The 26,417-nt window shown below is 68.2% G+C and carries 27 protein-coding genes; 12 read left to right on the top strand and 15 right to left on the bottom strand.

What is annotated here, in order from left to right; translation table 11 throughout:
* Positions 1 to 9: 9 nt before the first annotated feature.
* Positions 10 to 1,185 (bottom strand): UbiH/UbiF family hydroxylase, encoded by a 1,176-nt coding sequence (locus AC06E9_RS10195; RefSeq protein ID WP_478056003.1) that lies wholly within the window; start codon positions 1,183 to 1,185, stop codon positions 10 to 12.
* Positions 1,182 to 2,387 (bottom strand): 2-octaprenyl-6-methoxyphenyl hydroxylase, encoded by a 1,206-nt coding sequence (gene ubiH / locus AC06E9_RS10190; protein WP_121042807.1) that lies wholly within the window; start codon positions 2,385 to 2,387, stop codon positions 1,182 to 1,184. The genes AC06E9_RS10195 and ubiH overlap by 4 nt, the downstream gene beginning before the upstream one ends.
* A gap of 94 nt (positions 2,388 to 2,481) precedes the next feature.
* On the opposite strand from ubiH, the gene AC06E9_RS10185 reads away from it, so the two are divergent.
* From AC06E9_RS10185 to AC06E9_RS10145, 9 genes are all read left to right on the top strand, one after another.
* Positions 2,482 to 3,066: a hypothetical protein gene (locus AC06E9_RS10185; protein ID WP_478056002.1), complete on the top strand. Its 585-nt coding sequence runs from the start codon at positions 2,482 to 2,484 to the stop codon at positions 3,064 to 3,066.
* An 18-nt stretch (positions 3,067 to 3,084) separates the two neighbouring features.
* Positions 3,085 to 3,639 (top strand): cob(I)yrinic acid a,c-diamide adenosyltransferase, encoded by a 555-nt coding sequence (locus AC06E9_RS10180; protein WP_152154477.1) that lies wholly within the window; start codon positions 3,085 to 3,087, stop codon positions 3,637 to 3,639.
* Between the two features lie 35 nt (positions 3,640 to 3,674).
* The gene (locus tag AC06E9_RS10175) at positions 3,675 to 4,586 is read left to right on the top strand and encodes a histone deacetylase family protein (RefSeq protein WP_152154479.1); all 912 of its coding nucleotides are present in this window, start codon (positions 3,675 to 3,677) and stop codon (positions 4,584 to 4,586) included.
* Positions 4,587 to 4,702: 116 nt separating this feature from the next.
* Positions 4,703 to 7,156 (top strand): LPS-assembly protein LptD, encoded by a 2,454-nt coding sequence (gene lptD / locus AC06E9_RS10170; protein ID WP_121042800.1) that lies wholly within the window; start codon positions 4,703 to 4,705, stop codon positions 7,154 to 7,156.
* Complete coding sequence (locus AC06E9_RS10165) at positions 7,153 to 8,499, top strand: peptidylprolyl isomerase (RefSeq protein WP_478056001.1); 1,347 nt, start codon at positions 7,153 to 7,155, stop codon at positions 8,497 to 8,499. The genes lptD and AC06E9_RS10165 overlap by 4 nt, the downstream gene beginning before the upstream one ends.
* A 3-nt stretch (positions 8,500 to 8,502) precedes the next feature.
* Positions 8,503 to 9,483, top strand: a complete 981-nt coding sequence (gene pdxA / locus AC06E9_RS10160; protein ID WP_121042796.1) for a 4-hydroxythreonine-4-phosphate dehydrogenase PdxA — start codon at positions 8,503 to 8,505, stop codon at positions 9,481 to 9,483.
* A complete protein-coding gene (gene rsmA / locus AC06E9_RS10155) occupies positions 9,480 to 10,310 on the top strand; it encodes a 16S rRNA (adenine(1518)-N(6)/adenine(1519)-N(6))-dimethyltransferase RsmA (RefSeq protein WP_121042794.1) in 831 nt (276 codons plus the stop codon). The genes pdxA and rsmA overlap by 4 nt, the downstream gene beginning before the upstream one ends.
* A gap of 123 nt (positions 10,311 to 10,433) precedes the next feature.
* On the top strand, positions 10,434 to 10,817 hold the full coding sequence (gene apaG / locus AC06E9_RS10150) for a Co2+/Mg2+ efflux protein ApaG (protein ID WP_121042792.1): 384 nt from the start codon (positions 10,434 to 10,436) through the stop codon (positions 10,815 to 10,817).
* A gap of 13 nt (positions 10,818 to 10,830) precedes the next feature.
* Positions 10,831 to 11,862, top strand: a complete 1,032-nt coding sequence (locus AC06E9_RS10145; protein WP_478056000.1) for a symmetrical bis(5'-nucleosyl)-tetraphosphatase — start codon at positions 10,831 to 10,833, stop codon at positions 11,860 to 11,862.
* A gap of 43 nt (positions 11,863 to 11,905) precedes the next feature.
* Here AC06E9_RS10145 and AC06E9_RS10140 read toward each other — a convergent pair whose 3' ends face one another.
* The 8 genes from AC06E9_RS10140 to AC06E9_RS10105 form a co-directional block, all read right to left on the bottom strand.
* Positions 11,906 to 12,397, bottom strand: coding sequence for a dihydrofolate reductase (locus tag AC06E9_RS10140; protein ID WP_152154485.1), 492 nt, complete (start codon positions 12,395 to 12,397; stop codon positions 11,906 to 11,908).
* Positions 12,398 to 12,408: 11 nt separating this feature from the next.
* Positions 12,409 to 13,203, bottom strand: a complete 795-nt coding sequence (locus AC06E9_RS10135) for a thymidylate synthase (RefSeq protein WP_478050245.1) — start codon at positions 13,201 to 13,203, stop codon at positions 12,409 to 12,411.
* Positions 13,200 to 14,090 (bottom strand): prolipoprotein diacylglyceryl transferase, encoded by an 891-nt coding sequence (gene lgt / locus AC06E9_RS10130; protein WP_121042784.1) that lies wholly within the window; start codon positions 14,088 to 14,090, stop codon positions 13,200 to 13,202. The genes AC06E9_RS10135 and lgt overlap by 4 nt, the downstream gene beginning before the upstream one ends.
* A gap of 84 nt (positions 14,091 to 14,174) precedes the next feature.
* Positions 14,175 to 14,663 (bottom strand): TPM domain-containing protein, encoded by a 489-nt coding sequence (locus tag AC06E9_RS10125; RefSeq protein WP_282263113.1) that lies wholly within the window; start codon positions 14,661 to 14,663, stop codon positions 14,175 to 14,177.
* Positions 14,663 to 15,538 (bottom strand): TPM domain-containing protein, encoded by an 876-nt coding sequence (locus AC06E9_RS10120; protein ID WP_478055999.1) that lies wholly within the window; start codon positions 15,536 to 15,538, stop codon positions 14,663 to 14,665. Before AC06E9_RS10120 ends, AC06E9_RS10125 begins: the two co-directional genes overlap by 1 nt.
* A 4-nt stretch (positions 15,539 to 15,542) precedes the next feature.
* Positions 15,543 to 16,217 (bottom strand): LemA family protein, encoded by a 675-nt coding sequence (locus tag AC06E9_RS10115; protein WP_152152332.1) that lies wholly within the window; start codon positions 16,215 to 16,217, stop codon positions 15,543 to 15,545.
* 93 nt (positions 16,218 to 16,310) lie between these two features.
* Positions 16,311 to 17,060: a TerC family protein gene (locus AC06E9_RS10110; RefSeq protein ID WP_088433998.1), complete on the bottom strand. Its 750-nt coding sequence runs from the start codon at positions 17,058 to 17,060 to the stop codon at positions 16,311 to 16,313.
* A 54-nt stretch (positions 17,061 to 17,114) separates the two neighbouring features.
* Positions 17,115 to 17,495 (bottom strand): diacylglycerol kinase, encoded by a 381-nt coding sequence (locus tag AC06E9_RS10105; RefSeq protein WP_019182439.1) that lies wholly within the window; start codon positions 17,493 to 17,495, stop codon positions 17,115 to 17,117.
* Positions 17,496 to 17,729: 234 nt separating this feature from the next.
* Here AC06E9_RS10105 and AC06E9_RS10100 point away from each other — a divergent pair, with 234 nt between their 5' ends.
* Positions 17,730 to 18,437 (top strand): SGNH/GDSL hydrolase family protein, encoded by a 708-nt coding sequence (locus AC06E9_RS10100; RefSeq protein ID WP_478055998.1) that lies wholly within the window; start codon positions 17,730 to 17,732, stop codon positions 18,435 to 18,437.
* Positions 18,438 to 18,468: 31 nt separating this feature from the next.
* Here the strand turns inward: AC06E9_RS10100 and AC06E9_RS10095 are convergent, their stop codons facing one another.
* The 3 genes from AC06E9_RS10095 to AC06E9_RS10085 all read right to left on the bottom strand — a co-directional run bounded on the left by AC06E9_RS10095 (position 18,469) and on the right by AC06E9_RS10085 (position 21,350).
* Complete coding sequence (locus tag AC06E9_RS10095) at positions 18,469 to 19,740, bottom strand: sensor histidine kinase (protein ID WP_121042774.1); 1,272 nt, start codon at positions 19,738 to 19,740, stop codon at positions 18,469 to 18,471.
* Between the two features lie 168 nt (positions 19,741 to 19,908).
* Complete coding sequence (locus AC06E9_RS10090) at positions 19,909 to 20,622, bottom strand: response regulator transcription factor (protein WP_019182442.1); 714 nt, start codon at positions 20,620 to 20,622, stop codon at positions 19,909 to 19,911.
* A gap of 77 nt (positions 20,623 to 20,699) precedes the next feature.
* Positions 20,700 to 21,350 (bottom strand): arylesterase, encoded by a 651-nt coding sequence (locus AC06E9_RS10085; RefSeq protein ID WP_193222787.1) that lies wholly within the window; start codon positions 21,348 to 21,350, stop codon positions 20,700 to 20,702.
* 120 nt (positions 21,351 to 21,470) lie between these two features.
* Here AC06E9_RS10085 and AC06E9_RS10080 point away from each other — a divergent pair, with 120 nt between their 5' ends.
* Together AC06E9_RS10080 and AC06E9_RS10075 are read left to right on the top strand one after the other, a co-directional pair.
* Positions 21,471 to 22,091 (top strand): ABC transporter ATP-binding protein, encoded by a 621-nt coding sequence (locus AC06E9_RS10080; protein ID WP_478055997.1) that lies wholly within the window; start codon positions 21,471 to 21,473, stop codon positions 22,089 to 22,091.
* Positions 22,088 to 24,574 carry an ABC transporter permease gene (locus AC06E9_RS10075; RefSeq protein ID WP_478055996.1) on the top strand — a complete coding sequence of 829 codons (2,487 nt, stop codon included), beginning with the start codon at positions 22,088 to 22,090 and terminating at the stop codon, positions 24,572 to 24,574. The genes AC06E9_RS10080 and AC06E9_RS10075 overlap by 4 nt, the downstream gene beginning before the upstream one ends.
* Positions 24,575 to 24,875: 301 nt before the next feature.
* Here the strand turns inward: AC06E9_RS10075 and AC06E9_RS10070 are convergent, their stop codons facing one another.
* Both AC06E9_RS10070 and AC06E9_RS10065 read right to left on the bottom strand, forming a co-directional pair.
* A complete protein-coding gene (locus AC06E9_RS10070; RefSeq protein ID WP_478055995.1) occupies positions 24,876 to 25,817 on the bottom strand; it encodes a DUF6607 family protein in 942 nt (313 codons plus the stop codon).
* A complete protein-coding gene (locus tag AC06E9_RS10065) occupies positions 25,817 to 26,407 on the bottom strand; it encodes a ChuX/HutX family heme-like substrate-binding protein (protein ID WP_123728380.1) in 591 nt (196 codons plus the stop codon). The genes AC06E9_RS10070 and AC06E9_RS10065 overlap by 1 nt, the downstream gene beginning before the upstream one ends.
* Between the last annotated feature and the right edge of the window lie 10 nt (positions 26,408 to 26,417).

Here is a 26,417-nt window from a genome sequence, read left to right as displayed (position 1 = left end):
GCGCGCCGGTCACAGCCCCGCCGCGCGTTTCCAGAACATCGACACCAGCGGCGGCAGCTTGCCGGCGCAGCCCAGCGCACGACCGCGCGCCAGGGTCAGGTGCATCTCATCATTGGAGAACACCGTGTTGATCGCATCGAAACTGTACGCAGCGACGGTGTTTTCACTGCGGCGTTCGCGTGCCCAGCGCTGCAGGCGGTGCGGTGACATCCAATCCTGGCGGCGCTGCTGTGCGGCCAGCACCATCGTCCGCAACGCGGCGACATCGCGCAGGCCCAGATTGACGCCCTGCCCGGCCAACGGATGCACCACATGCGCCGCATCGCCGAGCGCGAGCACGCGGCCAGCGACGTAGCCGGTCGCCAATTGGCGGCGCAGCGGGAAGGCCGCGCGCCTGGAGGCCAGGGTCATCGCCCCCAGCCGCCCGGCAAAGGCATGGGTGAGCTCACGGCCGAAGGCGGCCTCGTCGAGTGCCAGCACGCGCTCGGCCTCGGCCTCGGGCAGCGTCCACACGATCGAACTGCGCTGCGCGCTGATCGGCAGGACCGCCAGCGGGCCGGTCACCAGGAAGCGCTGCCACGCCGTGGCTTCATTGTTCTTTTCGGTATCCACGTAGGCAACCACGCCACGCTGGCCGTAATCCTGGCGGGTCACCTCCAGCCCGGCCAGGCGGCGCAGGGTGGATTCGGCCCCGTCGGCGGCGATCGCCAGCGACGCGTCGAGCCGACGGCCGTCGTCCAGGCGCAGGCGTACCCCGTTGGCGTCCTGCTCCAGCGCTTCCACCCGCGCCGGGCAGCACAGCTGCACGCCGGCCGCGGGCAGTGCCGCCCACAAGCGGTCCACCAGCAGATCGTTCTCGACGATCCAGCCCAGGTGTTCGTGGCCGAGCGTATCGGCATCGAAACGCAGTTCATCGCCGCCGGCCGCATCCCAGACCCGCATGCGGCGGTAGGCACAGGCGCGTGCGGCAGTCACCGCCGGCCACACGCCGAGCGCGGCCAGCAGCTGGGCGTTGTCCGGCGCGAACGCATACACGCGCAGATCCGGTTGCTGCGGCTGCCAGGCGGCTGGCTCGCGACCTTCGACCAGCGTCACCGTCAACCCGGCATCGGCCAACGCCAAGGCACAGGCCGCGCCGACCACGCCGCCGCCGACCACCACGACATCCTGCGGGCGCCGGCTCACAGGCCGGCTCCGCGGCACAGCGCCGGCACCTGGCCACGGAAGCCCATCGCGCCGCCGACCAGCATCGACTGCATCGGCGTCGCCTGCGCAGCCAGCAAGCCGAGCGACCGCAAGGGCCGCATCAGTGGCGCCGGGTTGCTGGTCAGGCGTGCCAGACCGCCGGAGAAGGCGATGGTCTGCTCGCGGTCTTCCAGACGTCGTGCCACATGTTCGCGCAGCAACGCATCGCTGCCGGCATCGTCAGCCCCGGCGACCAGCTCGGCCAGGGTCAGCGCATCGCGCAGGCCCAGGTTGAAGCCCTGTGCGCCCAGCGGATGGATGGTCTGCGCGGCATTGCCAAGCAGGACGGCGCGCTCGCCGACCAACGCCTGCGACAACACTTGGATCAACGGATACGCGCTGCGCGGCCCGCTCTCCAGCAGGCGGCCGGCACGCCAGCCGATCGCGCTCTGCAGGCGGCTCACCCAGCCGGCATCGTCCAGCGCCATCACCGCCTCGGCCTGATCGCGGGCAACGCCGTGCACCGCGCCGAAGTGACGATCACCCCGTGGCAGCAACGCGGTCGGGCCGGTGTCGGTGAAGCGCTCGTACGCGGTGCCGTCCGGCGCACGGGCGGCACGCACCCGCGACACAAACAGGGTCTGTCGGAAATCATGCTCGTCCACGCCGATGCCCAGCGCGTCGCGCACGCCACTGCGGGTGCCATCGGCACCCACCACCAGGCGGGCCGACAGGCAGCGCTCACCGCTGTCATCGGCGATGAACACCTGGCGGTAGCCGTCCACCGTGGCGCCCAGGCGCACGAACCGGGCCGGACGATAGCGGGTCAGATGGGTCAGCGTCTGCAGCCGCGCCTCCAGCGCCTGGCCGAAATCGCGGGCCACGACCACCTGGCCGAACCACGGGCGCTGGTACTGCGCGGCCTCCATCTGCACCCGGCCGAAATCGCCGGCACGGCTGACATGGATACGGGTGATCGCGCCCGGCGCAGCGGCCAGCGCCTGCATCACGCCCAGCGCGGTCAGCGCATTGACGGTGGCCGCAGCAAAGCTGAGGTTGCGCTGGTCGAACACCGCCGGCAGCGTACCCAGCGGCGAGGCCTCGACCAGGCCGACATCGCGGCCGGCACGGTCCAGGGCAATGGCCAGGCTGGCACCGACCAGCCCGCCACCTACGATCACTACATCATGTCGTTCACTCATGCCCGCCATGATAAGGGTTCGCCCGTTCCGGCGGCGTGCGGCGGGCTGCCGCAGCAGGCGCTAGAATGAATGCCTGCCCTTACCCGTCACCGCCATGACCTCCACTGCCCAACGCGCCTTCGTCCTGTCCGTGCTCGTGCTGCTGATGGCGGCGACCCGGGTCAATCATTTCGCGGCGATTCCGGATGCGTCCTGGGCGGTGTTCTTCATCGGCGGCTTCTACCTGCGCCAGTGGACCCGCTGGGCGTTCCCGCTGCTGATGGCGTTGGCGGTAGTGGTCGACTGGATCGTGATCCGCCGCAGTGGCCTGGATTTCTGGCAGCACTACTGCGTCTCCCCCGGCTACTGGATGCTGCTGCCGGCGTACTTCGCCATGTGGGGCGGCGGCATGCTGCTGCGCGGCGGCTATCACGGTGCCACCTGGGCCGCGCTGGGCAAGGGCGCGCTGTTGCTGGTCGCGGCGGTGGCGGTCTGCCATCTGTTCGCCCAGGGCGGCTTCTACTGGATCAGTGACAACGTGGCCGCCCCCACCCTCGGTGGCTGGGCGAAAAACTACAGCGACTGGTTCCTGCCCTACCTGCGCACCGCCGCGGTCTACGTCGGCCTGGCCGCCGCCCTGCAGCTGGCGACCGAACAGGTCGGCAAGCTGCTGCAGGCGCGCCGCGACGTGCTGCACTGAGCGCGGCAGGGCTCCCCGATGGGCAACCGCCTTTCCCGTATCTATACGCGCACCGGTGACGATGGCAGTACCGGGCTGGGCGATGGCAGCCGCGTGGCCAAGGACGACGCCCGCGTCGCCGCCTACGGTACGGTCGATGAGGCCAACTCTGCGCTCGGGGTGCTGCTCGCGGCACCGCTGCCCGACGACGTCCGCGCCCTGCTGACGGTGATCCAGCACCAGCTGTTCGATCTGGGCGGCGAGCTGTGCATTCCCGGCCATGCCGCCATCCACGCCGCCGACATCCAGGCGCTGGAGCAGCAGCTGGACCACTACAACGCCGATCTACCGGTGTTGAAGGAATTCATCCTGCCGGCCGGTGGCGAAGCGGCCGCCCGCTGCCACCTGGCCCGCACCATCGTGCGCCGGGCCGAGCGTGAGACGGTCACGCTGGCGCGCCGGGAGACGGTCCGCCCGGAAGCGCTGCACTACCTCAACCGCCTGTCGGACCTGCTGTTCGTGCTCGCGCGCGTGCTGGCCCGCGCCGACGGCCACGGCGAGGTGCTCTGGCGCCACGAGCGCCGCCACGCCTGAGCGGCCCTGCCGCCCCACCCGGATATCCTGCCCGCATGCTGGTTTTCACCCACCCCGCCTGTCTGCAACACGATCCCGGCCGGGGCCACCCCGAATGCCCGGCGCGCCTGCAGGGCGTGCTCGATGCGCTCAAGGCGGCCTATCCGGACCAGCTGGACTGGCGGCAGGCGCCCCCGGCCAAGCTCGGTGAGCTGGCCCGGGTCCATGACAGCGAACTGATCGACCTGGTCCTCACGCCGCAGACCGAGCCGCTGCGGCTGATCGACATGGACACCATGACCTCGCCCGGCTCGGCCAGTGCGGCCCTTCACGCGGCCGGTGCCGGCGTGGCGGCGGTCGATGCGGTGATGCTCGGCGAAGACCCGGTCGCGTTCTGCGCCGTGCGCCCGCCGGGCCACCATGCCAGCGCCAACACGGCGATGGGCTTCTGCCTGTTCAACAACATCGCCATCGCCGCGGCCTATGCCCGCGACCGCTATGGACTGGAGCGGATCGCCATCGTCGATTTCGACGTGCACCACGGCAACGGCACCCAGGACATCTTCATCGCCGATCCCGGGGTGGCCTACTACAGCACCCACCAGGCCGGGTTGTTCCCCAATTCCGGCCTTCGCCGCGACCGTGGGGCCGGCAACCTGATGAACATCCTGCTGCCCCCGGGCAGCGGCGGCTTCCGCTTCCGCAACACCTGGGCCGACGAGATGCTGCCGGCCATCGATGATTTCCGCCCGCAGCTGCTGCTGATCTCGGCCGGCTTCGATGCGCACATGCGCGACCCGCAGGCCGACCTGATGCTGGAAACCGAGGATTTCGCCTGGATCACCGCCGAGCTGCGCGGGCTCGCCCGCCGCCACGGCGCCGGCCGGATCGTCTCCATGCTCGAGGGCGGATACGACCTGCAGGCCTTGGCCGAGTGCAGCGTGGCGCACGTCGGCGAGCTGCGCTGAGGCGGCCCGGCCCGGGTTGCGAATGAACCCGGCCCCCTGCATCGGCGCGACCTTCATTGCCCCTATGCAAGGGATGGGGCAAGCTACGATCCGTTTTCTCCCGAATCCGATACCGCGTGCGCCGAGCCCTCCGCCTGCTGCCTCTCCCCCTCAGTATCGCCATCTGCTTGCCGGCCCTGGCCGACGACAAGCCGGTCAACTGGGGCCTGTGCCCGGTAACCGACGTGCTGCCCGTGTTCGACGATGCGCCCAAGGCCGACAAAGCCGCGGCCGCCACGCGTGGCCAGCAGCCGACCGATATCGAGGGTGACCAACTTTCCGGTACCTCCGTGGTGCCCAACTACCAGGGCAATGTCGCGCTCAAGCGTGGCGACCAGTTCCTGGGGACCGACAACCTGAGCTTCGATACCGAGAGCGGCAATTACGTCGCCGAGGGCAACGTCCGCTACCAGGACTCCTCGATCCGGATGAAGGCCCGTCGTGCCGAGGGCAACCAGGAAAGCGATACCCACAAGATCAGCGACATCCAGTACCAGCTGGTGTCCCGCCGGGGCAATGGCGGTGCCGAGTCAATCGACCTGCAGGGCGCGGTGGGCCAGATGCATCGCTCCACCTACACCACCTGCGATCCCTCGCAGCCGGTGTGGAAGCTCTCGGCACCGCAGATCGAGGTCGATAACGACGCCGGCTTCGGCACGGCGCGCAACGCGGTGCTGCGCATCGGCAAGGTGCCGGTGCTGTGGGCGCCGTACTTCAAGTTCCCGATCGACGACCGCCGCCAGACCGGCCTGCTCTACCCGCAGATCGGCCTGTCCGGCCGCAACGGCTTCGACTACACCCAGCCGATCTATCTGAATCTGGCGCCGAACTTCGACGACACGCTGATGCCGCGCTACATGAGCAAGCGCGGTTTCATGCTGGACAACGAATTCCGCTATCTCTACGACGGCGGCCGCGGCGAGCTGCTGACCGCCTACCTGCCCAACGACAAGCTGCGCGACAAAGATCGCGGCCGCGTGGAATTCAGCGGGTACCACAACATCAACGCCAACTGGCAGGCCCGTGCCAGCCTGGCCTGGGTCAGCGATGAGCGCTATCTGGAGGATTTCTCCAACCGGCTGCTCGGCGTGACCACCTCCAACCTGCAGAGCCAGATCGGCATCTACGGTACCGGTGAGAACTGGACCGGCGGCCTGATGGCCGACTATTGGCAGCTCACCGATTACACGCTGACCGAAACGTCCCTGCCGTATGCCCGCCAGCCGCGCCTGTTCGTCAATTGGGACAAGCCGCTGCTGCCGTGGCTGGAAACCGGCGTGTATGCCGAAGCGGTGAACTTCACCCATCTGGACGTGCACGAGAAGTTCGGCGTGGAACAGGAATACGAGCGCACCGGCGTGTCACGCGCCGTGGATGGCGGCTCACGCCTGGACGTCAAGCCGTATGTCTCGATGCCGTTCAGCGGCGCGGCCTGGTATGTCACCCCGACCCTGGCCTACCGCTACACCGGGTATGACCTGGAGCGCGGGCTGGCCGATGACATCCGCCGGCAGAACCTGATCGCGGCCGGTATCGATCCGGCCACCGCGACCCCGGACCAGCTGCGCGGCAACACCTCGCCGAGCCGCAGCCTGCCGATCGGCACCATCGACGCCGGCCTGTTCTTCGACCGCGAGACCACCATCGGCGACACCCGCTTCCTGCACACACTGGAACCGCGCCTGTTCTACCTGCGTACGCCTTACCGCGACCAGAGCGACCTGCCGGTGTTCGATACGCGTGACTTCACCTTCAGCTGGGGCCAGCTGTTCCGCGATTCGCGCTACTCCGGCGCCGATCGCCAGAATGACGCCAACCAGCTGACCATGGCGGTGAGCACCCGCTTCATCGACCAGGACACCGGCAAAGAGCGCTTCTCGGGGAGCCTCGGCCAGATCCTGTACTTCGATGATTCGCGGGTCACGCTCAACAGCAGTGAAACGCCGGTCGAGCAGGGCAAGTCGGCCTGGATCGCCGATACGAACTACATGATCAACGACCGCTGGACCCTGGGTGCCACCTATCAGTGGGATCCCAAGTACAAGCGTGAGGATCTGGCCAGCGTGCGCGCGCGCTACCTCATGTCCAACGACGGCATCGTCAACCTGACCTACCGCAGCCGCTTGAATCCCCAGGCCTCGACCACGGCGACCCGCCGCGACCGGACGCTGCTGGAGCAGGCCGACCTGTCCTTCCTGTACCCGCTGAACGAGCGCTGGAGCCTGGTCGGACGCTATTACTACTCCATCCAGGACCGCGCCCCGCTGGAAATCATCGGTGGCGTGCAGTGGGACAGCTGCTGTCTGGCCGTTCGCGCCATCGCCCGCCGCTACGTGCGCAATCGCGAAGGTGAACTCAACAACTCCTTCCAGATCGAGTTCGTGCTCAAGGGCCTGAGCTCCATCGGCCAGAACACGGACCGCACCTTGCGCCGTGCTATTCTCGGGTACTACCGAGACGACCTCTATCTGGTGCCGCCCAGCAACACCGGTGCAGCCCGCGACGACTACGATCCGAATCAGATCCCATGACCAAGACCCTTCCCGTACTCCTCGCCTCCCTGCTGGCGGTCTCCTCCGCGACGGCCCCGTTGCAGGTGCTGGCCCAGCAGGGTCAGCCGCTGGACCGCATCGCGGCGATCGTCGATGAGGACGTCGTGCTGCAGAGCGAACTGGACCGCGCCGTCCAGAACATCAAGGCCCAGTACGCCGGTCGTGAAAACCAGCTGCCGCCCGATGATGTGCTCAGCCGCCAGGTGCTCGAGCGCCTGGTGCTGGTGAAGCTGCAGGTGGCGCGTGCCGAGAGCAGTGGCATCAAGGTCAGCGATCAGGAACTGAACCAGGCCATCAACGCCATCGCCCAGCAGAACGGCTCCACCCTGGATGCCCTGCGCCAGCGTCTGGCCAGCGATGGCCTGGATTTCAACGATTTCCGCGATTCGGTGCGTGACGAGATCACCGTCCAGCGCCTGCGCCAGAGCTTCGCGCAGAGCCGCATCACCGTCAGCGAAGGCGAAGTGGATGGCGCGCTCAAGCAGCAGGCCACCGTGGGCACCCAGTACCACCTGGCCCACATCCTGATCGGCCTGCCGGAAGGCGCCACCGCCGAGCAGATCACCACCGGCCAGAAGAAGGCCGATGGCGTCAAGGCGCTGCTGGACAAGGGCGAGATCGACTTCAACGCCGCCGCCGTCCGTTATTCGGACAGCCCCAACGCGCTGGAAGGCGGCGACCTGGGCTGGCGTTCGCTGGATGAAATCCCGAATGCCTTCGCGCAGATGATGAAAGAGATGAAGTCCGGCGACGTGGTCGGCCCGCTGCGTGGCCCCAGTGGCTTCCAGCTGCTGAAGCTGGTCGAGGTGCGTGATGCCAGCGCGGCCGCTGAAGGCGGTCACACCATCACCGAATACCACGCCCGTCATATCCTGGTCCGCATCACCGACCAGCAGGACAATGCCGCGGCCAAGGCCAAGATCGACACCCTGCGTGCCCGCATCGCCGGCGGCGCCGAGTTCGATGCAGTGGCCAAGGAATCCTCGGAAGACAACAACAGCAAGGGCCAGGGCGGCGATCTGGGCTGGTTCCCGGCCGATGCCTTCGGCCCGGATTTCGGCAAGCAGGTTGAGGGCATCACCGACGGCGGCGTGAGCCCGCCGTTCCGTACCGATGCCGGCTGGCACATCGTCCAGCGCGTCGCCACGCGCCAGACCGATGCCACCACCGACAACCAGCGCGCCCAGATCCGTGAAACGATCGGCCGCCGCAAGCTGGAGGAAGAGTACAACCGCTTCCTGCAGGAACTGCGTGGCGAAGCCTACGTGGATATGCGCGGCTATGCCCCGGGTGCCGCGGCGACCACGCCGCCGCAGTCCTGATCCATGCTCCCGCAGCTCGCGCTGGTACCGGGCGAGCCGGCGGGGATCGGCCCGGAGCTCTGCCTCCGTCTGATCCAGCAGCCGCGCACCGATTGCCGGCTGCTGGCCTTCGCCGACCCGGACACGCTGCAGGCTGCCGCCGCTGCGCTGTCGCTGCCCCTGCAGCTCCTGCCTGAAGACACCATCGCCCGCCAGCCGGGCGATCTGCCGTTGCGCGCGGTCCCCAATGCCGTGCCCTCGCGCTTCGGCACGCCGGATCCAGCCAACGCCGGGGCCGTGATCGGCGCACTGCGCCAGGCCGGGCAGGCGTGCCTGTCCGGTGAACTTGCTGGCGTGGTCACCGGCCCGGTGCACAAGGCGGTCATCAACGAGGGCGGCATCGCCTACAGCGGCACCACCGAACTGCTGGCCGACCAGGCCCGCACCCCGGTGGTGATGATGCTCGCCAATGACATCGTCCGGGTCGCCCTGGCCACCACCCACCTGCCGTTGCGCGCGGTGGCCGATGCGATCACGGCCGATGGCCTGGCACTCACCCTGAAGATCATCCACGACGCCCTGCAGCGCGATTTCGGGCTGGCCTCGCCGCGCATCGCCGTGCTCGGGCTCAACCCGCACGCCGGCGAAGACGGTCATCTGGGGCGCGAAGAACTGGACCTGATCATCCCGCTGCTGGCGCGCCTGCGCGCCCAGGGCATGGACCTGGCCGGGCCGCTGCCGGCCGACACCGCCTTCCTGCCGGCCAAGCTGGCCGGGTTCGACACGGTGCTGGCCATGTACCACGACCAGGGCCTGCCGGTGCTCAAGTACAGCGGCTTCGAGCAGGCCGTCAACATCACCCTGGGCCTGCCCTACCCGCGCGTCGCGGTCGACCATGGCACCGCCCTGGATCTGGCCGGCCGCGGCCTGGCCGACCCGTCCAGCCTCCTCGCTGCCACCGCGCTGTGTGCCCGGCTGGCGCGCCAACGTACACTGGTGCCATGACTTCTTCGTATTCCTCCTCCGGCGCGCCCGGTTTTTCCGGCCCCGCCAAGAAGCAGCTCGGCCAGCACTTCCTCGCCGACCGCAGCTACATCGACAAGATCGTGCTGGCGGTCAGCCCGAAAGACGGCGACCGCCTGGTCGAGATCGGCCCGGGCCAGGGCGCGATCACCTTGCCGCTGCTGCGCCGCCACCCGAAGCTGACCGTGATCGAGTTCGATCGGGATCTGGTCGGCCCGCTGGCCGCCGCCGCCGAACCGCTGGGCGAGATGACCATCATCCACCGCGACGTGCTGCAGGTGGATTTCACCGAGCTGGCTGCCGGCAGCCCGATCCGCCTGGTCGGCAACCTGCCCTACAACATCTCCTCGCCGATCCTGTTCCATGCGCTGGACCACGCCGCGATGATCACCGACATGCACTTCATGCTGCAGAAGGAAGTGGTCGACCGCATGGCCGCCGATCCGGGCAGCAAGGTGTATGGCCGGCTGAGCGTGATGCTGCAGGCGTTCTGCAAGGTGACCTCGCTGTTCGTGGTGCCGCCGGGTGCGTTCCGCCCGCCGCCCAAGGTCGATTCGGCGGTGGTGCGGCTGGTCCCGCGCGATCCGGCCACGGTCGGCATCCTGGACCGCAAGCGCTTCGCCCATGTGGTCAAGGCCGCCTTTGGTCAGCGCCGCAAGACCCTGCGCAACGCGCTGCAGAACGTGTGCACGCCCGAGCAGTTCGAAGCGGCCGGCGTGCGCAGCGATGCCCGCGCCGAGCAGCTGGACGTGGCGCAGTTCATCGCGCTGGCCAACGTCCCGTACGAGGCTGACGCGCCGCAAGGTTGAGCGCGCCACCTCGTGGCCAGCACCGGCCGCGCGCACGTGGAACCGCCTGACATCCATGACGGGGGCGCTGCCAGCTTGGGCAGCACTCATCTCATCGTGCACAACATTCACTAAACTGCCTGCATGAACGACGCTGCAAACTACGCGATCTCCGTCGAGGTCGCCCCCCGCTTCCTCGATGACCAGTCCACCCCGGAGGACGGCCGCTACGCGTTCGCCTATACGATCCGCATCCTCAACCGGGGTCGCGTCGCGGCACGGCTGGTGGCCCGCCACTGGCGGATCACCGATGCCAATGGCCGCATCGAGCATGTCGATGGCGATGGGGTGATCGGCGAACAGCCGCGGCTGCGCCCCGGTGAAGACTTCCGTTACACCTCCGGTGTCATGCTGGAGACCGAGCACGGCACGATGCAGGGGCACTACGACATGGTGGCCGACGACGGCACCGAGTTCGCCGCCCCCATCGCGCCGTTCGTCCTGACCGTTCCGCGCACACTGCACTGATGGAGGCGCACGCATGAGTGTCTGGGCCATCGGCGACCTGCAGGGCTGCTACGACGTCACCCAGCGGTTGCTGGAAAAAATCAAGTTCGACCCCGCCGTCGACACGCTGTGGTTCTGCGGCGATCTGGTCAACCGCGGTGGGCAGTCGCTGGAAACCCTGCGCCTGGTCCATTCGCTGCGCGAGAGCAGCGTGATCGTGCTGGGCAACCACGACCTGTCCCTGCTCGCGGTCGGTGCACGCACCGAGGAAGAGCAGCGCAAGGTCAACCCGGATCTGCTGCGCATCGTGCAGGCCGAGGACCGCGACGAGCTGCTGGACTGGCTGCGTCTGCAGAAGCTGGCCCATGTGGACCGCGAGCTGGGCTGGATGATGATCCACGCCGGGCTGGCCCCGAAGTGGACCACCCAGCTGGCCGAAAAGCATGCCCGCGAGGTCGAGCAGCAGCTGCACGGCAGCGGCTACCGCAAGCTGTTCCGCAACATGTATGGCGACAAGCCCAGCTGGTCCCCCGGGCTGGCCGGCTACGACCGCTCCCGCGCGATCATCAATCTGTTCACCCGGATGCGTTACTGCACCCCGCGGGGCCGGATCGGGATCGAAGACAAGGGCACGCCGGGTACGCAGGAACAGGGCCTGTACCCCTGGTTCGAAGTACCGGGCCGCGCCGAGCGCGATCTGAAGATCGTCTGCGGGCATTGGTCCGCCCTCGGCCTGACCATCACCCAGGGGGTGCATGCGATCGATACCGGCGCGGTCTGGGGTGGCAAGCTCACCGCACTGCAGCTGGATACCGAAGAACTGCGCGTGGTGCAGGTGCCGGGCCGCGATGTGCCCAAGCCGGTGTCCGCGCCGCGTCCGCCGGCTCGCCGGCCGGCTGCCGAGGGTGCGCAGCCGAATGGGCGTCCACCGCGCCAGGGCCAAGGCCAGGGGCGCGACCGTGGCCGGGGCGGCCAGGGCCGACAGGGCGGTGGTGCGAAGCCCGCGCAGAACACCGAGCAACAGCAACAGCCGCAGAACAACGACGTCACCAGCGACGCCGAATGAGCCGCAGGCCGGTCAGTACGACCGGCCTGCCTGCAGCGCGCGCTCAGGCGCGGCGGTAATCCACGAAATCGAACGCGAACGCGTGCCGCTCGTCGGCCGCGTGGTGTTCGCGCGCCACCTCCACCCACAGCGCCGGATCGACCGGCGGGAAATGGGTATCGGCCGGTACAGTGGTCTGTACCCACGTCAGGTGCAGATCGGTGGCCTGGGCCATGGCCAGGCGATAGATCTCGCCGCCACCGATGACGCACAGCTCTTCGGCCCCCGCAGCGCCCGCTGCCTGCAGCGCCTGCTCGATCGAGGCCACCGCCTGCATGCCGTCGAACGGCACCTGCCCACTGCGGGTCAGCACCAGATTCAACCGGCCCGGCAAGGCACGGCCGAGCGACTGCGCGGTCTTGCGCCCCATCAGGATCGGCTTGCCGACGGTCAGCGCTTTGAAGCGCTTGAGATCGTCCGGCAGCTTCCATGGCAGGTCGTTGTCACGGCCGATGCCGTGGTCGGTGTCCAGCGCGGCGATCAGGGAGAGCGTCATGCGCGTGTTGCTCACACCGCCACCGGGGCCTTGATCGCCGGGTGCGGGTCGTAACCATCGATGCGGATGTCATCGAACTGGAAACCGAACAGATCGGTCACGTCGGGGTTCAACCAGAGTTTCGGCAGCGCGCGCGGCTCACGTGCGAGCTGTTCGCGGGCCTGCTCGAAATGGTTCGAGTACAGGTGCGCATCGCCCAGGGTGTGCACGAAATCGCCGACGCCCAGCCCGGTCGCCTGCGCCACCATGTGGGTCAGCAGCGCGTAGCTGGCGATGTTGAACGGCACGCCGAGGAAGATGTCGCCGCTGCGCTGGTACAGCTGGCAGCTGAGCTTGCCGTCCACCACGTAGAACTGGAACAGGTTGTGGCACGGCATCAACGCCATCTGCGACAGCTCGCCCACGTTCCAGGCACTGACCACCAGCCGGCGCGAATCCGGGTTGCGCTTGATCTCGTCCACCAGCCACTGCATCTGGTCGATCGCCCCGCCATCGGCGGTCGCCCAGCTGCGCCACTGCTTGCCGTAGATCGGGCCGAGGTCGCCGTTGGCATCGGCCCATTCGTCCCAGATCCGCACCTGGTGCTCCTTGAGATACCCGATGTTGGTATCCCCCTTCAGGAACCACAGCAGCTCATGGATGATCGAGCGCAGGTGCAGCTTCTTGGTGGTGACCAGCGGGAAGCCGTCATTGAGATTGAAGCGCATCTGCCAGCCGAACACGCTGCGCGTGCCGGTGCCGGTGCGATCGGACTTTTCCGTGCCGTGCTCCAGCACATGCTCAAGCAGCTCCAGGTAGGCCTTCATGCCTTGGCGCCCGCGGTAGCGACCGGCAGGACCGGCTGCAGCACCGGCGCACGGCGCGACAGCGCCAGCAACACCAGGCCGAAGGCCACCAGCGGCAGGCTGAGCAGCTGGCCACGGGTGAACCAGTCGAAGGCGAGGTAGACGCCGTTGTCGGGCATGCGCACGAACTCGACCGCGAAGCGGAAGATGCCGTACATCAGCGCGAACAGGCCGGCGATCACATAGCGATGGCGCGGCTTGGCCGATACCGCCCACAGCACCACGAACATCACCAGGCCTTCCAGCAGCGCTTCATACAGCTGCGAGGGATGGCGGGCGTAAGGGTTGAGCGCGCCGGTGGCGAACTCGGCCTTGAGCGTGGCCAGGTCCAGCCCGTTCAACGGCGCCGGCAGGCCGCTCGGGAACACCACGCCCCAGGTGCCATCGGTGTACTTGCCCCACAGCTCGGCGCCGATGAAGTTGCCGATGCGGCCGAAACCCAGGCCCAGCGGCACCAGCGGGGACATGAAATCGAGGGTATCGAACAGGTGCAGGCGATGCTTGCGCGACCACCACCACGCGGCGAACAGCACGCCGAGCAGGCCACCGTGGAAGCTCATGCCGCCGTCCCAGACCTTGAACAGCAGCAGCGGGTTGTGCAGGAATTCCGAGGTGGCGTAGAACAGCATGTAGCCCACGCGGCCACCGACGACCACGCCGAGCATCGCGTAGAACAGCAGATCGGAGAAGCCGTTGGCATCGACCCCGGGCAGGCGCCCGGCCGCGATCCGCTTGCGCCCCAGCCACCAGGCGGCAGTGAAGCCGAGCAGGTACATGATGCCGTACCAATGCACCTTGATCGGCCCAAGCGAGATGGCGATGGGGTCGATGTCGTGGAAATAGATCATGGGCGATGCCTTGCAGGGATGCCGATATTCTAGCGCCGCCCGGGAGCGGCCTCGCGGTGGCCCCGATCACGCGATTGCCGGGCTTCAGCCCAGCATCTGCGGCGTGTCCGGCAGGCCGTCATCCTGTGACCCCGGAACGGGCGGATAGTGCCCGGCCAGCAGGTCGGAAACCTCTTCGATCGCCAGCAGCACGCCCTCCTGCAGCGCGCCCTCGCGCAGCCGCTGCTGCATGTGCGCGCAGATCGCCTGCCACTGCGCCTCACCGATGCGCCCACGCAGCCCGCGGTCGGCGACCAGCTCGATGGCATGGTCGGCCAGCAGCAGGTAGATCAGCACGCCGTTGTTGTGTTCGGTATCCCAGGTGTGCAGCTGTGCGAAGGCCTGCTGTGCGCGCTGCTGTGCGGTGATGCCCTGCCACAACGCGGCCAGCGGCAGAGCCGCTTCCACCGCGAACATCACCTGGCCACCGTGGCGCCGCTCGCCGGCAGTGATCGCATCGGTGATCGCCTGCAGATGTGCGGGTGGGAAGGCGCGCCGCACCGACGGGGAAAACACGTGCCGGAGCCAGCGCATCACCAGCCTCCCGAGGCGCCACCGCCTCCCGAACGTCCACCCCCTCCACCCCAGCCGCCTCCACCGCCGCCGAAGCCCCCGCCGCCGCCACCGAACCCGCCACCGCCCCAGCCGCCACTGCGCGCGAACACGCCGCCGCGACCGGCCGACGTCAGGCCGACCAGCAGGCCCACCACGGCGGCCGCGCCACTGGCGACCACCAGCGAGGTGAACAGGAACGCGGCCACCCCGGCCCCGGCACCGCTCGCCAGCGCGCGCAGCGGTCGCGGCAGCCAGCCCAAGATGCCGCGCAGGAACAGACCGGCAAACAGGCCGATGCCCAGCGCCATCGTCCAGTTGCCACCGGCCGGGGTGTCCTGGGCGCGATGTGTACTGACCGGCGCGGGCAGCGCCTCGCCGTCGATCAGCTTGACCAGCGCGGCGCTGGCGTCGGTGAGGCCACCGGCATAGTCATTGGTGCGGAAACGCGGGGCCAGGTACTCCTGGATCACCCGGTTGGCGATCGCATCCGGAATCGCGCCTTCCAGGCCATAGCCCGGCTCGATGCGGACCCGGCGATCGTCCTTGGCCACCACCAGCAGCACGCCGTCATCCACGCCCTTGCGGCCGATGGACCACTGCTCGAACACCCGCTGGGTGTACTGCTCGATGGTTTCCGGCGCGGTGGTCGGCACCATCAGGATCTGCAGCTGGCTGCCCTTGCGCTGCTGCAACGCCAGCGCCTGCGCCTCCAGCGCCTGGATCTGCGCGGCATCCAGGGTGCCGGTGGTGTCCACCACCGGCGAGGACATCGCCGGGATCGCGGCCTGGGTCTGCGCCCAGGCCGGCAGCGCCAGGCAGAACAGCAGCAGGCAACGCAGCAGGCGCGTGGTCACGGGCTCAGTTCGCCGGCTGCGGCTGCGGCTGCGGCTGCGGCTGCGGCTGCTGCGGGGGCGCCTGCGGTGCGGGTGCCCGGGCCGGGGCCGGTGGCTGCGAACCGAACTTGACCGCCGGCGGCTGCGAGATCTGCGCTTCGTTCTCCACCGTGAAGTTCGGCTTGGTCGCATAGCCGAACAGCTTGGCGGTGATCACCTGCGGGAACTGGCGGATGTAGGTGTTGTAGTCCTGCACCATCTGGATATAGCGGCCGCGCGCCACGGTGATGCGGTTCTCGGTGCCTTCCAGCTGTGCCTGCAGATCGCGGAAGCCCTGGTCGGACTTCAGGTTCGGGTAGTTCTCGGTGACCACCAGCAGGCGCGACAGCGCACCGCTCAGCTCGCCCTGGGCCTGCTGGAACTGCTTGAGGGAGTCGGCATCGTCGGCATTGACGTTGACCTGCCCCACGCGCGCACGGGCGTTGGTGACATCGGTCAGCACCTGGCGTTCCTGGTTGGCATAGCCTTCCACGGTCTGCACCAGGTTGGGGATCAGATCGGCGCGGCGCTTGTACTGGTTGAGCACCTCGGCCCAACCGGCCTTGACCTGCTCATCCTTCTGCTGGATGGCGTTGTAGCCACAACCGGACAACAGGGAGGCCAGCACGGCCAGGCACAACAAACGGGAGAACGATCGCATGGCCGGCTCCGGATCTCGATGAACGGGATCCGGAGCATGCCATGTTCCGGGTAAAGCGGATGTGGGTACCGACCAACGGTCGGCACCTCCCCCTTACCAGTTGCCGGCACCCGGCACGTTGTGCGCCACGGCGCGGCGGCGCATCAGCAGGTTCAGCCATTCCACCAGCACCGAGAAGCCCATCGCGGCGTAGATGTAGGGCTTGGGCACGTGCACGCTCAGGCCGTCCAGGATCAGCACCACGCCGATCAGCAGGATGAAGGCCAGGGCCAGCATCTTCACGGTGGGGTTGGCATCGATGAAGCGGCCCAGCGGGTTGGCGGCCAGCAGCATCACGGCGACCGACAGCAGGATCGCAGCGACCATCACCGGGATGTGGTCGGCGATGCCCACGGCGGTGATCACCGAATCCAGCGAGAACACGATGTCGATCACGGCGATCTGCGCGATCACCATGCCGAACACGGCCGAGGCCTTGGTGGTGGTGGGGTCTTCGTCTTCGCCGCCGGTGATCAGCTCGCGGATCTCCATGGTGCCCTTGATGATCAGGAACAGGCCACCGAGGATCAGCACCAGGTCGCGGATGGAGATGCCCATGCCGGCGATGGTGAACAGGTTGGCTTCCATGTGGGCCAGATAGGCCAGCGAGACCAGCAGCAGGATGCGGGTGATGCAGGCCACCGCGATGCCGAGCTTGCGCGCGAACGGACGGCGCGCCTCGGGCAGCTTGCTCACCGCGATCGAGATGAAGACCAGGTTGTCGATGCCCAGCACGATTTCCAGCGCGCTCAGCGTAAACAGGGTCAACCAGACATTGGGGTCGGACAACAACTCAAGGAACATGGACTTCCATCCTTACAGGGGGGATGACGCGCGTGACGCGCCAGAAGTGTTACGTCAGAAGATCTGCGGCAGCAGGATCAGGACCCAGCACACCAGTACGTTCATCATCAGCACGAACACGGCGGCCGAGCCCATGTCCTTGGCACGCCCAGCGAGCTCGTGGAACTCGGCGCCGTAGCGTTCGATCACCGCCTCGATCGCCGAGTTGGCCAGTTCCATGGCCAGCACCAGCAACACCGAGCCGATCATCAGCGCACGCTCCACCGGAGTCTGGCCGAGCCAGAGCGCCAGCGGGGCGAGCACGATCAGCAGGTAGACCTCCAGCCGGAACGAGGACTCGTGCAGCCAGGCCGCACGCAGCCCCTGCCAGGACCAGACCGCGGCCTTGAAGATGCGCTTGGGGCCGCGCGGCAGGTGGCCGATTTCATCCGCCATGGGTAGGCACCCCGGTCGGCAACGCGGGCCGGAACGGCAGGAACAGCACACGGCAGACAGTCATGGGCATCGCTGAATGGGGCAGGCAATCGCTCATTTTGCCATAAGCCGGCCAAGGCATTGTCGAAGGCGGCCAACGCCCGTCCGTGGTAAAGCGCGGCCCGGCGGCAGCTTTTATGATGGACGCCTGCCCGTCCGGGCACCCGAGCGGGTGCCCCACCCCAGGAGTTGCCCATGCTGCATCGCTGCGCCCGCCCCGTTCTGCTCGCCCTTGCCCTGGGCGCCGCCCTGCCCGCGTTGGCCCGTACCCCGGGCCCCGCTGCGCCGCAGGTACCCACCCAGGTCTCCAACGTGGCCTGGGCCGGCGACATGGCGCAGTTCGCGGCCCAGGATGCGGCCAACCCGCCGCCGCGCGGTGGCATCGAATTCATCGGCAGCTCCTCGATCCGCATGTGGGAGAGCCTGGCAGCTGATTTCCCGGGCCAGCCGGTGTTCAACCGCGGCTTCGGCGGCTCGGAGGTGCGCGACAGCACCTGGTATGCCGATCGCATCGTGATCCCGTATGCGCCGTGCAAGGTGTTCTTCTACGCCGGCGACAACGACCTCAACAGCGGCCGCAGCCCGGCCCAGGTCAACGACGACGTGGTCGCCTTCGTCAAGCGCGTGCACCGCGATCTGCCCAGGACCACGGTGGAGTACATCTCGATCAAGCCCAGCCCCTCACGCGCCAACCTGCTGCCGGCGATCAACGAGGCCAACGCGATGATCAAGGCCACGCTGGCCACGCTGCCCAACACCGGCTACACCGATGTCTACACGCCGATGCTCGGTGCCGACGGCCAGCCGCGCGCCGCGCTGTTCCGCGAGGACATGCTGCACATGACGCCGGAAGGCTATGCGATCTGGCGCAAAGCGCTGGCACCCAAGGTGCAGTGCAACTGAGCCACGCCGGGAGGCGCAGCGCCTCCCCGACTCAGCGGTAGTGGATCGTGGCCTGGGTACCCTGCCCGGGCTCGCTGGTCAGGGCGATCTTCCAGCCGAAGCGGTCGCACAGCCGGCGCACGATCGACAGCCCCAGCCCGGTGCCCTGTGGGCGGCTGGGCTCGGCACGATAGAACGGCTCGAACGCGCGCCCGAGTGCTTCGGCGGACATGCCGATGCCGGTATCGCGCACGACCACGCGATCGTCTTCGACATCGACGTCGATCCGGCCTTCGTCGGTATAGCTGCAGGCATTGCGCAGCAGGTTGCTGACCACCACCTGCAGCACCCGCGGTGGCGCGTGCAGCATCACCGGGCCATTGCTGTGCAGGTGGATCTCCACGGGCCGCCCGGCGATCAGCTCGCGGGCGTTGTCGACCTCGTAGCGGACGATCTCGTTGACGTCGAACAGCTCGACCTGCGGCTCGACATCGGCCTCGCGGGCGAGGATCAGGAAGGCATCGATCACCGCCTCCATGTCACGCCCGGCGCGCTGGATGCGCTGCAGGCCGCGGCGCAGGCGCGGGGTCATGTCCTGGTCGCCCAGCGCCATGTCGCTGGCCACCCGGATCACGGTCAGCGGGGTGCGCAGCTCATGGCTGGCATCGCGGGTGAAGTTGCGCTCGCGCGCGACGTGCGCGGTGACCTTGGTGGCCAGCGAGTGCAGCGCGGCGGCCAGCTGGCGGGTCTCGCCCTGCATGTCGGCCGGCAGCTTGGCCGGGGCCAGATCGGCCGCTTCCGGATGCCCGGGGTCCCAGCGCGAGACGCGCCTGGCCAGCCAGTTCACCGGTGATACCAGGCGTTTGGAGGCGCGGTAGGTGATCCATGAGGCGCCGTAGACGGCCAGCAGGGTCAGCAGCACCGGCACGATGCCGAACCAGAACGCCAGCATCTCCGCGCGCGAACGCAGGAACACCAGATAGAGGCGGCCTTCCGGACGCGCATCGACCAGCACCAGCTGGTCGTCGTCCTTGAGCTCATGGAAGCCGGGGGGGAGCGTGCGCAGGTTGGCCGGCAGGCTCAGCGGCGACTGCCCGGTTTCGAGCAGGTAACCGCGGATGTTCTGGGTATTGGGCGGGGGCTGCACCGGCGAGGCCTCGTGCAGTTGCCAGTAGTAGCCGGCCTCCTCCTGCAGCGCGCTGCTGACCAGGCTGTGCTTGATCACCAACGACACCAGCCAGGCGCCCAGCAGGATGCCCAGGCTGGCGAGCACGGCTTGGAGGATGAAGACGATGCGGATCTTGCGCGGCAGACCGTGCGGCATTACGGGGTCCAGGGCGGTTCGCGGCGATTATAGGAAAGCTTGCCGTGAGTCCATCGTGCAAACCATGACAACGGCCCGGCAGAGGCCGGGCCGTCATGCTCCAGAGGGTACCGGAGGATCGGATCGCTCATGCCGCCCGCAGGCGGCCGAGCGGCGATCGACCGCCCATCAGCTCATCGGCTGGGCGATATCGGCAATACGGTAGCCGGCGCTCTGCACGGTGTGCAGCAGCGGGCGGTCGAACGGCTTGTCGATGATCTTGCGCAGGTTGTACAGATGGCTGCGCAGGGTGTCCGAATCGGGCAGGCCATTGCCCCAGATCTCGCGTTCGATTTCCTGGCGGGTCACCACACGCGGCGATTCGCGCATGAGGATCGTCAGCAGGCGCAGGCCGATCGGCGAGAGCTGCAGTTCGGTGCCGGCACGCGTCGCGCGCATGCTGACCGGATCGAGCACGAGGTCGGCGACCTTGAGCACTTCCGAGCCGACCTGGCGACGCTCGCGGCGGATCAGCGCACGCAGGCGGGCTTCCAGTTCCTGGATCGCGAACGGCTTGGTCAGGTAGTCATCGGCGCCGAAGCCCAGGCCGGTGAGCTTGTCGTCCAGCGTGTCGCGCGCGGTCAGCATCAGCACCGGCGTGGACTTGCGCGCGTCGTTGCGCAGGCGGCGACAGACTTCGATGCCGTCCAGACGCGGCAGCATCAGGTCCAGCACGACCACGTCGTAGCTGTTCTCGGCCGCCAGACGATAACCGTCCAGCCCATCCTGGGCGTAGTCGACTTCGAAGCCGCGCCCTTCCAGGTACTCGCCGATCATCTCGGAAATATTACGGTTGTCTTCGACCACCAGCACCAGGCCGGAGGTCTCCTTTGTCTGACGCATGGGATTCCCTCTTTCTTCAGCTTTGTGAAACATGCCGCATCGCCAGTGGACGCGGTGTGAAGTTCCTCACACACCGATCAAAGCAAGGGTTTTAGCAACGGCCAGACGTTGTCCAGCACCTGCGGCTGCGCAGCGGCGGTGGGGTGCAGCCCGTCGGCCTGCATCAGGTTCGGCTTCAAGGCCACCCCCTCAAGCAGGAACGGCAGCAGCGGCACGCCGTACTGTTTGGCGAGCTCGGCATAGGTCTGGCGCAGGCGCTGGCGGTAGGCCGGGCCATAGTTGGGCGGCACGTCGATGCCCAGCAGCAGCACCTTGGCGCCCGCCTTCTGGCTGGCCACGATCATCTTTTCCAGGTTACCGCGCAGTTGCGCCGGGGTGAGCCCGCGCAACGCATCGTTGCCGCCCAGTTCGATCACCACCACGGAGGGCCGGTGCTTCTCCAGCAGCCCTGGCAGGCGGGTCAGCGCGCCGGCGGTGGTTTCGCCGCTGATGCTGGCGTTGATGATCGCCGGCGGCGCCTTGATCTGTTGTTTGACCCGCTGCTGAAGCAGGTTTACCCAGCCCGACGCGGCCGGGATATTGTGGGCGGCACTGAGGCTGTCGCCGACCACCAGCACCGCCGCACGGGTGTCCGGAGCTTTGGCACAGGCCAGCATCGGCATCAGCAGCAACCCTGCCAGCAGCCAGCCCATCGAGGCCACGCGGCCCATTCCACTTGCTTGGTTCATTGGAGAATCCTCATCGACAGCCTGTCCCCCCGCAGCGCGCCCGTCGCCATCGCCGCCCACAACGTGGGCAAGTCCGCACGTGGCCCGGAGGGTGAAGTCCACATACTGGACAACATTGACATGACCGTCCATGAAGGCGAGAGCGTGGCCATCGTCGGCGCTTCAGGTTCGGGCAAGACCACCCTGCTCGGCCTGCTCGCCGGGCTGGACCTGCCCAGCCACGGCACCATCGCGCTGGCCGGTGCCGAGCTCAACACGCTCGATGAGGAAGCCCGCGCGCAGCTGCGCGCACGCGAGGTCGGCTTTGTGTTCCAGAGCTTCCACCTGCTGCCGGCACTGACCGCCGAAGAGAACATCGCGCTGCCGCTGGAACTGGCCGGCCGCGAGGATCCCGCGCGGGTGCGCGAGGTGCTGGAACAGGTCGGCCTGGGCCATCGTGCACGTCACTACCCGCGCCAGCTTTCCGGTGGCGAGCAGCAGCGTGTCGCACTCGCGCGTGCGTTCGTGGCGCGGCCGCGCATCCTGTTCGCCGATGAGCCGACCGGCAGCCTGGACCAGACCACCGGGCAGCAGATCAGCGACCTGTTGTTCGCGCTCAACGCCACCAGCGATACCACCCTGGTGCTGGTCACCCATGACCTGCGCCTGGCGCAGCGCTGCGAGCGCATCTACCAGCTCGACGGTGGCCGCCTGGCCGACACCGTTGCCGGTGCAGGTGCAGGTGCAGGTGCAGGCGCATGAATGTCGTGCGCCATGCGGCGCGTGCGCTGCGTCGCGAATTCCTGGCCGGCGATCTGCTGACGGTGTTCGCTGCGCTGGTATTGGGCGTGGCGGTGATGACCGCCGTCGGGACATTGGTCAACCGCGTGACCCTGGCACTGACCGGCAGCGCGGCGGAGATGCTTGGCGGTGATCTGGGCCTGAGCGGCCGTGAAGACATCCCGCAGACCTTCGCCGATGCAGCGCGCGAGCGCGGCTTGGCCAACACGCGCATGGTCAGCTTCCCCAGCGTGCTGTTCCATGGCGATGACAGCCAGATGGCCAACATCAAGGCGGTGGCCGATGGCTACCCGCTGCGCGGTGAACTGCAGGTCAGCCGCACGCTGCATGACAGCGCCAGCGAAACCGCGGGAACGCCGCCGCCGGGCGAAGCGTATGCCGATCCCCGCCTGATGCAGGCGCTGGGCCTGCAGGTGGGCGATGCACTGGAATTCGGCGCGGGCACGTTGAACGTGACCCGCGTGCTGCAGGCCGAGCCGGACACCTCCGGTGAGCTGATGCAGCTGTCGCCGCCGCTGCTGGTGAACCGCATCGATGTGGATCGCGCCGGCCTGCTCGGGCCGGGCAGCCGCGCGTCCTATCGCATGATGTTCGCGGGTGACCAGGCGCAGATCGAGGCGTTCCGCGAATGGCTCACACCGCAGGCCAAGGGCTACCGCATTGTCGGCATCGCCGATGCCCAGCGCGGTGTGCGTGGCGCGTTCGATCTGGCCGGTCGCTTCCTGTCGCTGGCCGCGCTGCTGGCGGTGTTGCTGGCTGGTGTCGCCACCGCGCTGGCCGCCAACCGCTTCGCGATGCGACGCATCGATCAGGTCGCGATCCTGCGCTGCCTGGGCGCGCGCCAGCGCGACATCCTCACTGCGATGGCACTGCAGCTGGTGATGCTGGCGATACCGGCCTGCCTGGTCGGTATCGGGCTGGGCATGGCCGCGCAGGCCGGGCTGGTGCAGGCGCTGGGGGGATTGATCCCGAACCGCCTGCCCCTGCCGCAAGCCACGCCGGCACTGAGTGGAGCCGGCATCGGGCTGGTGCTGCTGCTGGGCTTTGGTCTGCCGCCGCTGCTGCGCCTGCGCAGCGTGCCGCCGATGCGCGTGCTCAACCGCAGCTTCGCCGCGCTGCCGCCGAGTTCGATGCTGGTCTATGCCGCAGCATTGGCGGCCACCGTGGCACTCACCGTGCAGGCCACCGGCGATGTAAAGCTGGCCGCGTGGGTGCTCGGCGGGCTGGCTGCACTGGCCGCCCTGGCCGGCGCGCTCGGTGCGCTGCTGCTGTGGCTGCTGCGCGGGCTGCAGCCGCGCCTGCGCGGGCGCTGGAAGCTGGGGCTCGCCTCGTTGACGCGCCGCCGCGGTCTGGCGGTGATGCAGCTGGTCGGCCTGTCGCTGTCGCTGTGTTCGCTGCTGCTGCTGTCGGTGATCGGTCCGGGGCTGTTGGCGCAGTGGCGCGATCGCTTGCCGACCGATACGCCGAACTACTTCCTGATGAACATCCAGCCCGAGCAGCGCGATGCCGTGCTGGCCACGCTGGGTGGGCTGGGCGTAGCTTCACCGGGCATCGAACCGTTCAGTACCGGCCGCCTGCTGGCGGTCAATGATCGGCCGCCGCAGCGACAGGCGCGCGAGGACAACAGCAACGAGGATGACGATGCCAACCGGCCGGTCAATTTCTCGTGGCGGCATGATTTCCCGCCGGCCAATACGCTGCTCAGCGGGACGTTCTGGAAGGCGGGCAGCACGGCGGCAGAGGCCTCGATCGAGCAGGGCTGGGCCGAGCGCTACGGGATGACGCTGGGCGACACGGTGACGCTGCAGATGGGCGATCAGGAGCGCAGTTTCACGATCACCAGCATCCGCAAGGCGGACTGGGATTCGTTCCGGGTCAACTTCTTCCTGCTGCTCAACGAAGGCGCGGTTGCCGATGCGCCGTACAACCTGATCACCGCCTTCCATCTGCCACGCGCGCAGGCACCGGCGCTGGCTGGGCTGACGCGGGAGTACCCGAACATTTCACTGTTGGATATCGACGGCATCCTTGAGCGGGTGCGCGAGGTGGTGGATCGGGTGAGCCAGGCGGTGCAGCTGGTGATGGGGTTCAGTCTGCTGGCCGGGCTGCTGGTGCTGCTGGCGGCGTTGCAGGCGACGGCCGGTGAGCGGCGCTACGACAGTGCGGTGCTGCGTACGCTGGGGGCGACGCGCCGTCAGCTGCGCGGTGCGGTGCTGGTGGAATTCGGTGCGCTGGGGCTGTTGTCGGCGTTGCTGGCGGTGGGTGCGGCGGCGCTGCTGGGCTCGGTGGTGGCGCGGCAGGTGTTCGAGTTGACGCTGAGTCCGCCGTGGGGCCCGTTGTTGGTGGGCGGTGGGTTGGGTGTGCTGTTGAGCATGGCGGCCGGCTGGTGGGGGACGCGACGGATTCTGCATACGCCGCCGGCGTTGGCGCTTCGGGAGGCGTGAGTTTGGGGCGCCGTTGCATTGAAAGCGAAAGCGACGGCGTCCATGCGTCCACTGCCTGAAGGCTGGCGGGCAGCCCCGCCCAGGACGCGCCGTAAACCCATCCCTGGGGGCTCGTGGGCGCCATCCTTGGCGCCCTGACGGTCCTGGGCAGGGCTACCCGCCATCCTTCTCGAGGGATGGCCTTGGGCGGAGGGGAGAGCGGCGGGTCTACCGTTGGGCTCGAGTTGGCACGACCATCGATGCGGCAATGTGCTGCTTCGAGGTTTGGCGATGGACGCGTGCGCCACCGATGGCGTCGGTGTCAGCGCGCGCTTTCTGGCGGTGCTTTTTCTACCCACTGTTGGAAGACGGCGTCGATCTCTGTGTCCACCACGGTCTTGCCGTCCTGGATGTCCTGGGCCTGGGTGAACAGCGGGATGATCATGGCCATGCCGTCGGGTTTGGTTTTCAGGTGCACGCCCGGTGCCTGCCCGAGGAAGTCGTCCCAGCGCTGGCGCACCTTCGCCCAGTAACCCGCGGTGGCGGTCCAGTAGGCGTAGGCGGGGGTGAAGTCCACCTCGGTGGTTTTGTTGTACTCGTTGAAGCCGAATTCGCGCGCGATCGGTGTCTGCGTGCCGTCGGGGCGCCGCTGGATCTTGGTGTTGAACTGCTCGTGGGTCCAACCGTTGGGCGTGCGCGTGTGCCGGTTGATCACGGCCAGGGCGTTGTAGTCGCTGCGGCGGGTGTATTCGCGGCGCGGCAAGGGGCGCCAGCTGAGGTCGCTGGTCCACGCGGCGATGCCGTTGTCGTAGCGCCAGGCGCCGGTGCCGCAGTAACGCGGTGCGTCGCTGACTTCGTAGACGCATTGGGTCCAGGCGCCGGTGGTGAGCGCTGCCGGTATCGGACGCACCTGCCAGGTCTGGTCGGCGCTGAACTCGAACCGTGTCGGTGCGTGGTAGACCCAGTCCTGGCGCCAGTGCTTGGTGACGTGGCCGCTCTTCGGTTCGACCAGCAGGTGCTGCAGCACCACCCGCTTCGGGGTGTCTTCGACCACGATCACCACTTCGTTGCCACCGGTGCGCACGGCCGGGGCGCGTTCGTAGCCGGGTTTGAGCAGGACGGTCTCGTCGAAGGCGAAATCGACGGTGTATTCGCCCTGCATGGCCAGGATGCTGGCGCGGTCGCGCGCGGGGTCGGCCGGTGTGGCATGCGCACTGGCGGCGAGCGCGAGCAGCAGCGCTGCCAGGGCGAGCGAGTCCGTCATTACAGCTGGATCACCGGCATGCCGTCGGCCGTCCATGGTCCGCTGCGGCGGGCCGCGGTGGCGCAGCAGCAGTCGTCGACCCAGAGCTCGCCTTCGGCACCTTCAACGTTGCCGATCCGGCGCGCGGTGGTGGCGCCCAGGGACGACAACGAGGCCAGGCTGGCGGCCAGTTCGCGGCCTTCGCCGACCTGCAGGCGCAGCGCGCACATGCGCCACGCGTCGTTGCCCAGGCGCACGGCGAGGCGTCGCCACAGGCGCTCGGCGACACCGGCGTCGTTGACCGGTTCGGGCCGTGCGGGAAACGCGGACACGAGGCGATCCCAGGCGAGGAAATCGCTGTCGGGCAGCAGATACAGGCGCCAGCAGCAGCGGCCGCGGGCGTCGACGAAGCAGAGGCTTTCGCGGATGCCTTCGCTGTCCATGCCCTGGCAGGCATGCGCGGAGACAGCGTGTTTCCAGCCACCGAGTTCACTGCTGTCCGGGCGGTACAGGCACAGCACGGTACCCAGCGAGGCCAGTTGCGCGGCCGATGGCAGGCCGGCGATGGGATGGCGGCCCGGTGGGCGGCCGACGGAAAGGGCACGGCTCATGGCGGTCTAC

Source organism: Stenotrophomonas sp. Steno-Z10-BAI, from assembly GCF_056393115.1.
This window is presented reverse-complemented; position numbering and strand designations above follow the sequence as displayed.

Bases quoted from the DNA above. Each gene is read 5' to 3' on its own strand.
- ubiH (WP_121042807.1), bottom strand. From the start codon at position 2,387: ATGAGTGAACGACATGATGTAGTGATCGTAGGTGGCGGGCTGGTCGGT.
- AC06E9_RS10185 (WP_478056002.1), top strand. From the start codon at position 2,482: ATGACCTCCACTGCCCAACGCGCCTTCGTCCTGTCCGTGCTCGTGCTG.
- AC06E9_RS10180 (WP_152154477.1), top strand. From the start codon at position 3,085: ATGGGCAACCGCCTTTCCCGTATCTATACGCGCACCGGTGACGATGGC.
- AC06E9_RS10175 (WP_152154479.1), top strand. From the start codon at position 3,675: ATGCTGGTTTTCACCCACCCCGCCTGTCTGCAACACGATCCCGGCCGG.
- AC06E9_RS10165 (WP_478056001.1), top strand. From the start codon at position 7,153: ATGACCAAGACCCTTCCCGTACTCCTCGCCTCCCTGCTGGCGGTCTCC.
- pdxA (WP_121042796.1), top strand. From the start codon at position 8,503: ATGCTCCCGCAGCTCGCGCTGGTACCGGGCGAGCCGGCGGGGATCGGC.
- rsmA (WP_121042794.1), top strand. From the start codon at position 9,480: ATGACTTCTTCGTATTCCTCCTCCGGCGCGCCCGGTTTTTCCGGCCCC.
- apaG (WP_121042792.1), top strand. From the start codon at position 10,434: ATGAACGACGCTGCAAACTACGCGATCTCCGTCGAGGTCGCCCCCCGC.
- AC06E9_RS10145 (WP_478056000.1), top strand. From the start codon at position 10,831: ATGAGTGTCTGGGCCATCGGCGACCTGCAGGGCTGCTACGACGTCACC.
- AC06E9_RS10140 (WP_152154485.1), bottom strand. From the start codon at position 12,397: ATGACGCTCTCCCTGATCGCCGCGCTGGACACCGACCACGGCATCGGC.
- AC06E9_RS10135 (WP_478050245.1), bottom strand. From the start codon at position 13,203: ATGAAGGCCTACCTGGAGCTGCTTGAGCATGTGCTGGAGCACGGCACG.
- lgt (WP_121042784.1), bottom strand. From the start codon at position 14,090: ATGATCTATTTCCACGACATCGACCCCATCGCCATCTCGCTTGGGCCG.
- AC06E9_RS10125 (WP_282263113.1), bottom strand. From the start codon at position 14,663: ATGCGCTGGCTCCGGCACGTGTTTTCCCCGTCGGTGCGGCGCGCCTTC.
- AC06E9_RS10115 (WP_152152332.1), bottom strand. From the start codon at position 16,217: ATGCGATCGTTCTCCCGTTTGTTGTGCCTGGCCGTGCTGGCCTCCCTG.
- AC06E9_RS10110 (WP_088433998.1), bottom strand. From the start codon at position 17,060: ATGTTCCTTGAGTTGTTGTCCGACCCCAATGTCTGGTTGACCCTGTTT.
- AC06E9_RS10105 (WP_019182439.1), bottom strand. From the start codon at position 17,495: ATGGCGGATGAAATCGGCCACCTGCCGCGCGGCCCCAAGCGCATCTTC.
- AC06E9_RS10100 (WP_478055998.1), top strand. From the start codon at position 17,730: ATGCTGCATCGCTGCGCCCGCCCCGTTCTGCTCGCCCTTGCCCTGGGC.
- AC06E9_RS10095 (WP_121042774.1), bottom strand. From the start codon at position 19,740: ATGCCGCACGGTCTGCCGCGCAAGATCCGCATCGTCTTCATCCTCCAA.
- AC06E9_RS10090 (WP_019182442.1), bottom strand. From the start codon at position 20,622: ATGCGTCAGACAAAGGAGACCTCCGGCCTGGTGCTGGTGGTCGAAGAC.
- AC06E9_RS10085 (WP_193222787.1), bottom strand. From the start codon at position 21,350: ATGAACCAAGCAAGTGGAATGGGCCGCGTGGCCTCGATGGGCTGGCTG.
- AC06E9_RS10080 (WP_478055997.1), top strand. From the start codon at position 21,471: ATGACCGTCCATGAAGGCGAGAGCGTGGCCATCGTCGGCGCTTCAGGT.
- AC06E9_RS10075 (WP_478055996.1), top strand. From the start codon at position 22,088: ATGAATGTCGTGCGCCATGCGGCGCGTGCGCTGCGTCGCGAATTCCTG.
- AC06E9_RS10070 (WP_478055995.1), bottom strand. From the start codon at position 25,817: ATGACGGACTCGCTCGCCCTGGCAGCGCTGCTGCTCGCGCTCGCCGCC.
- AC06E9_RS10065 (WP_123728380.1), bottom strand. From the start codon at position 26,407: ATGAGCCGTGCCCTTTCCGTCGGCCGCCCACCGGGCCGCCATCCCATC.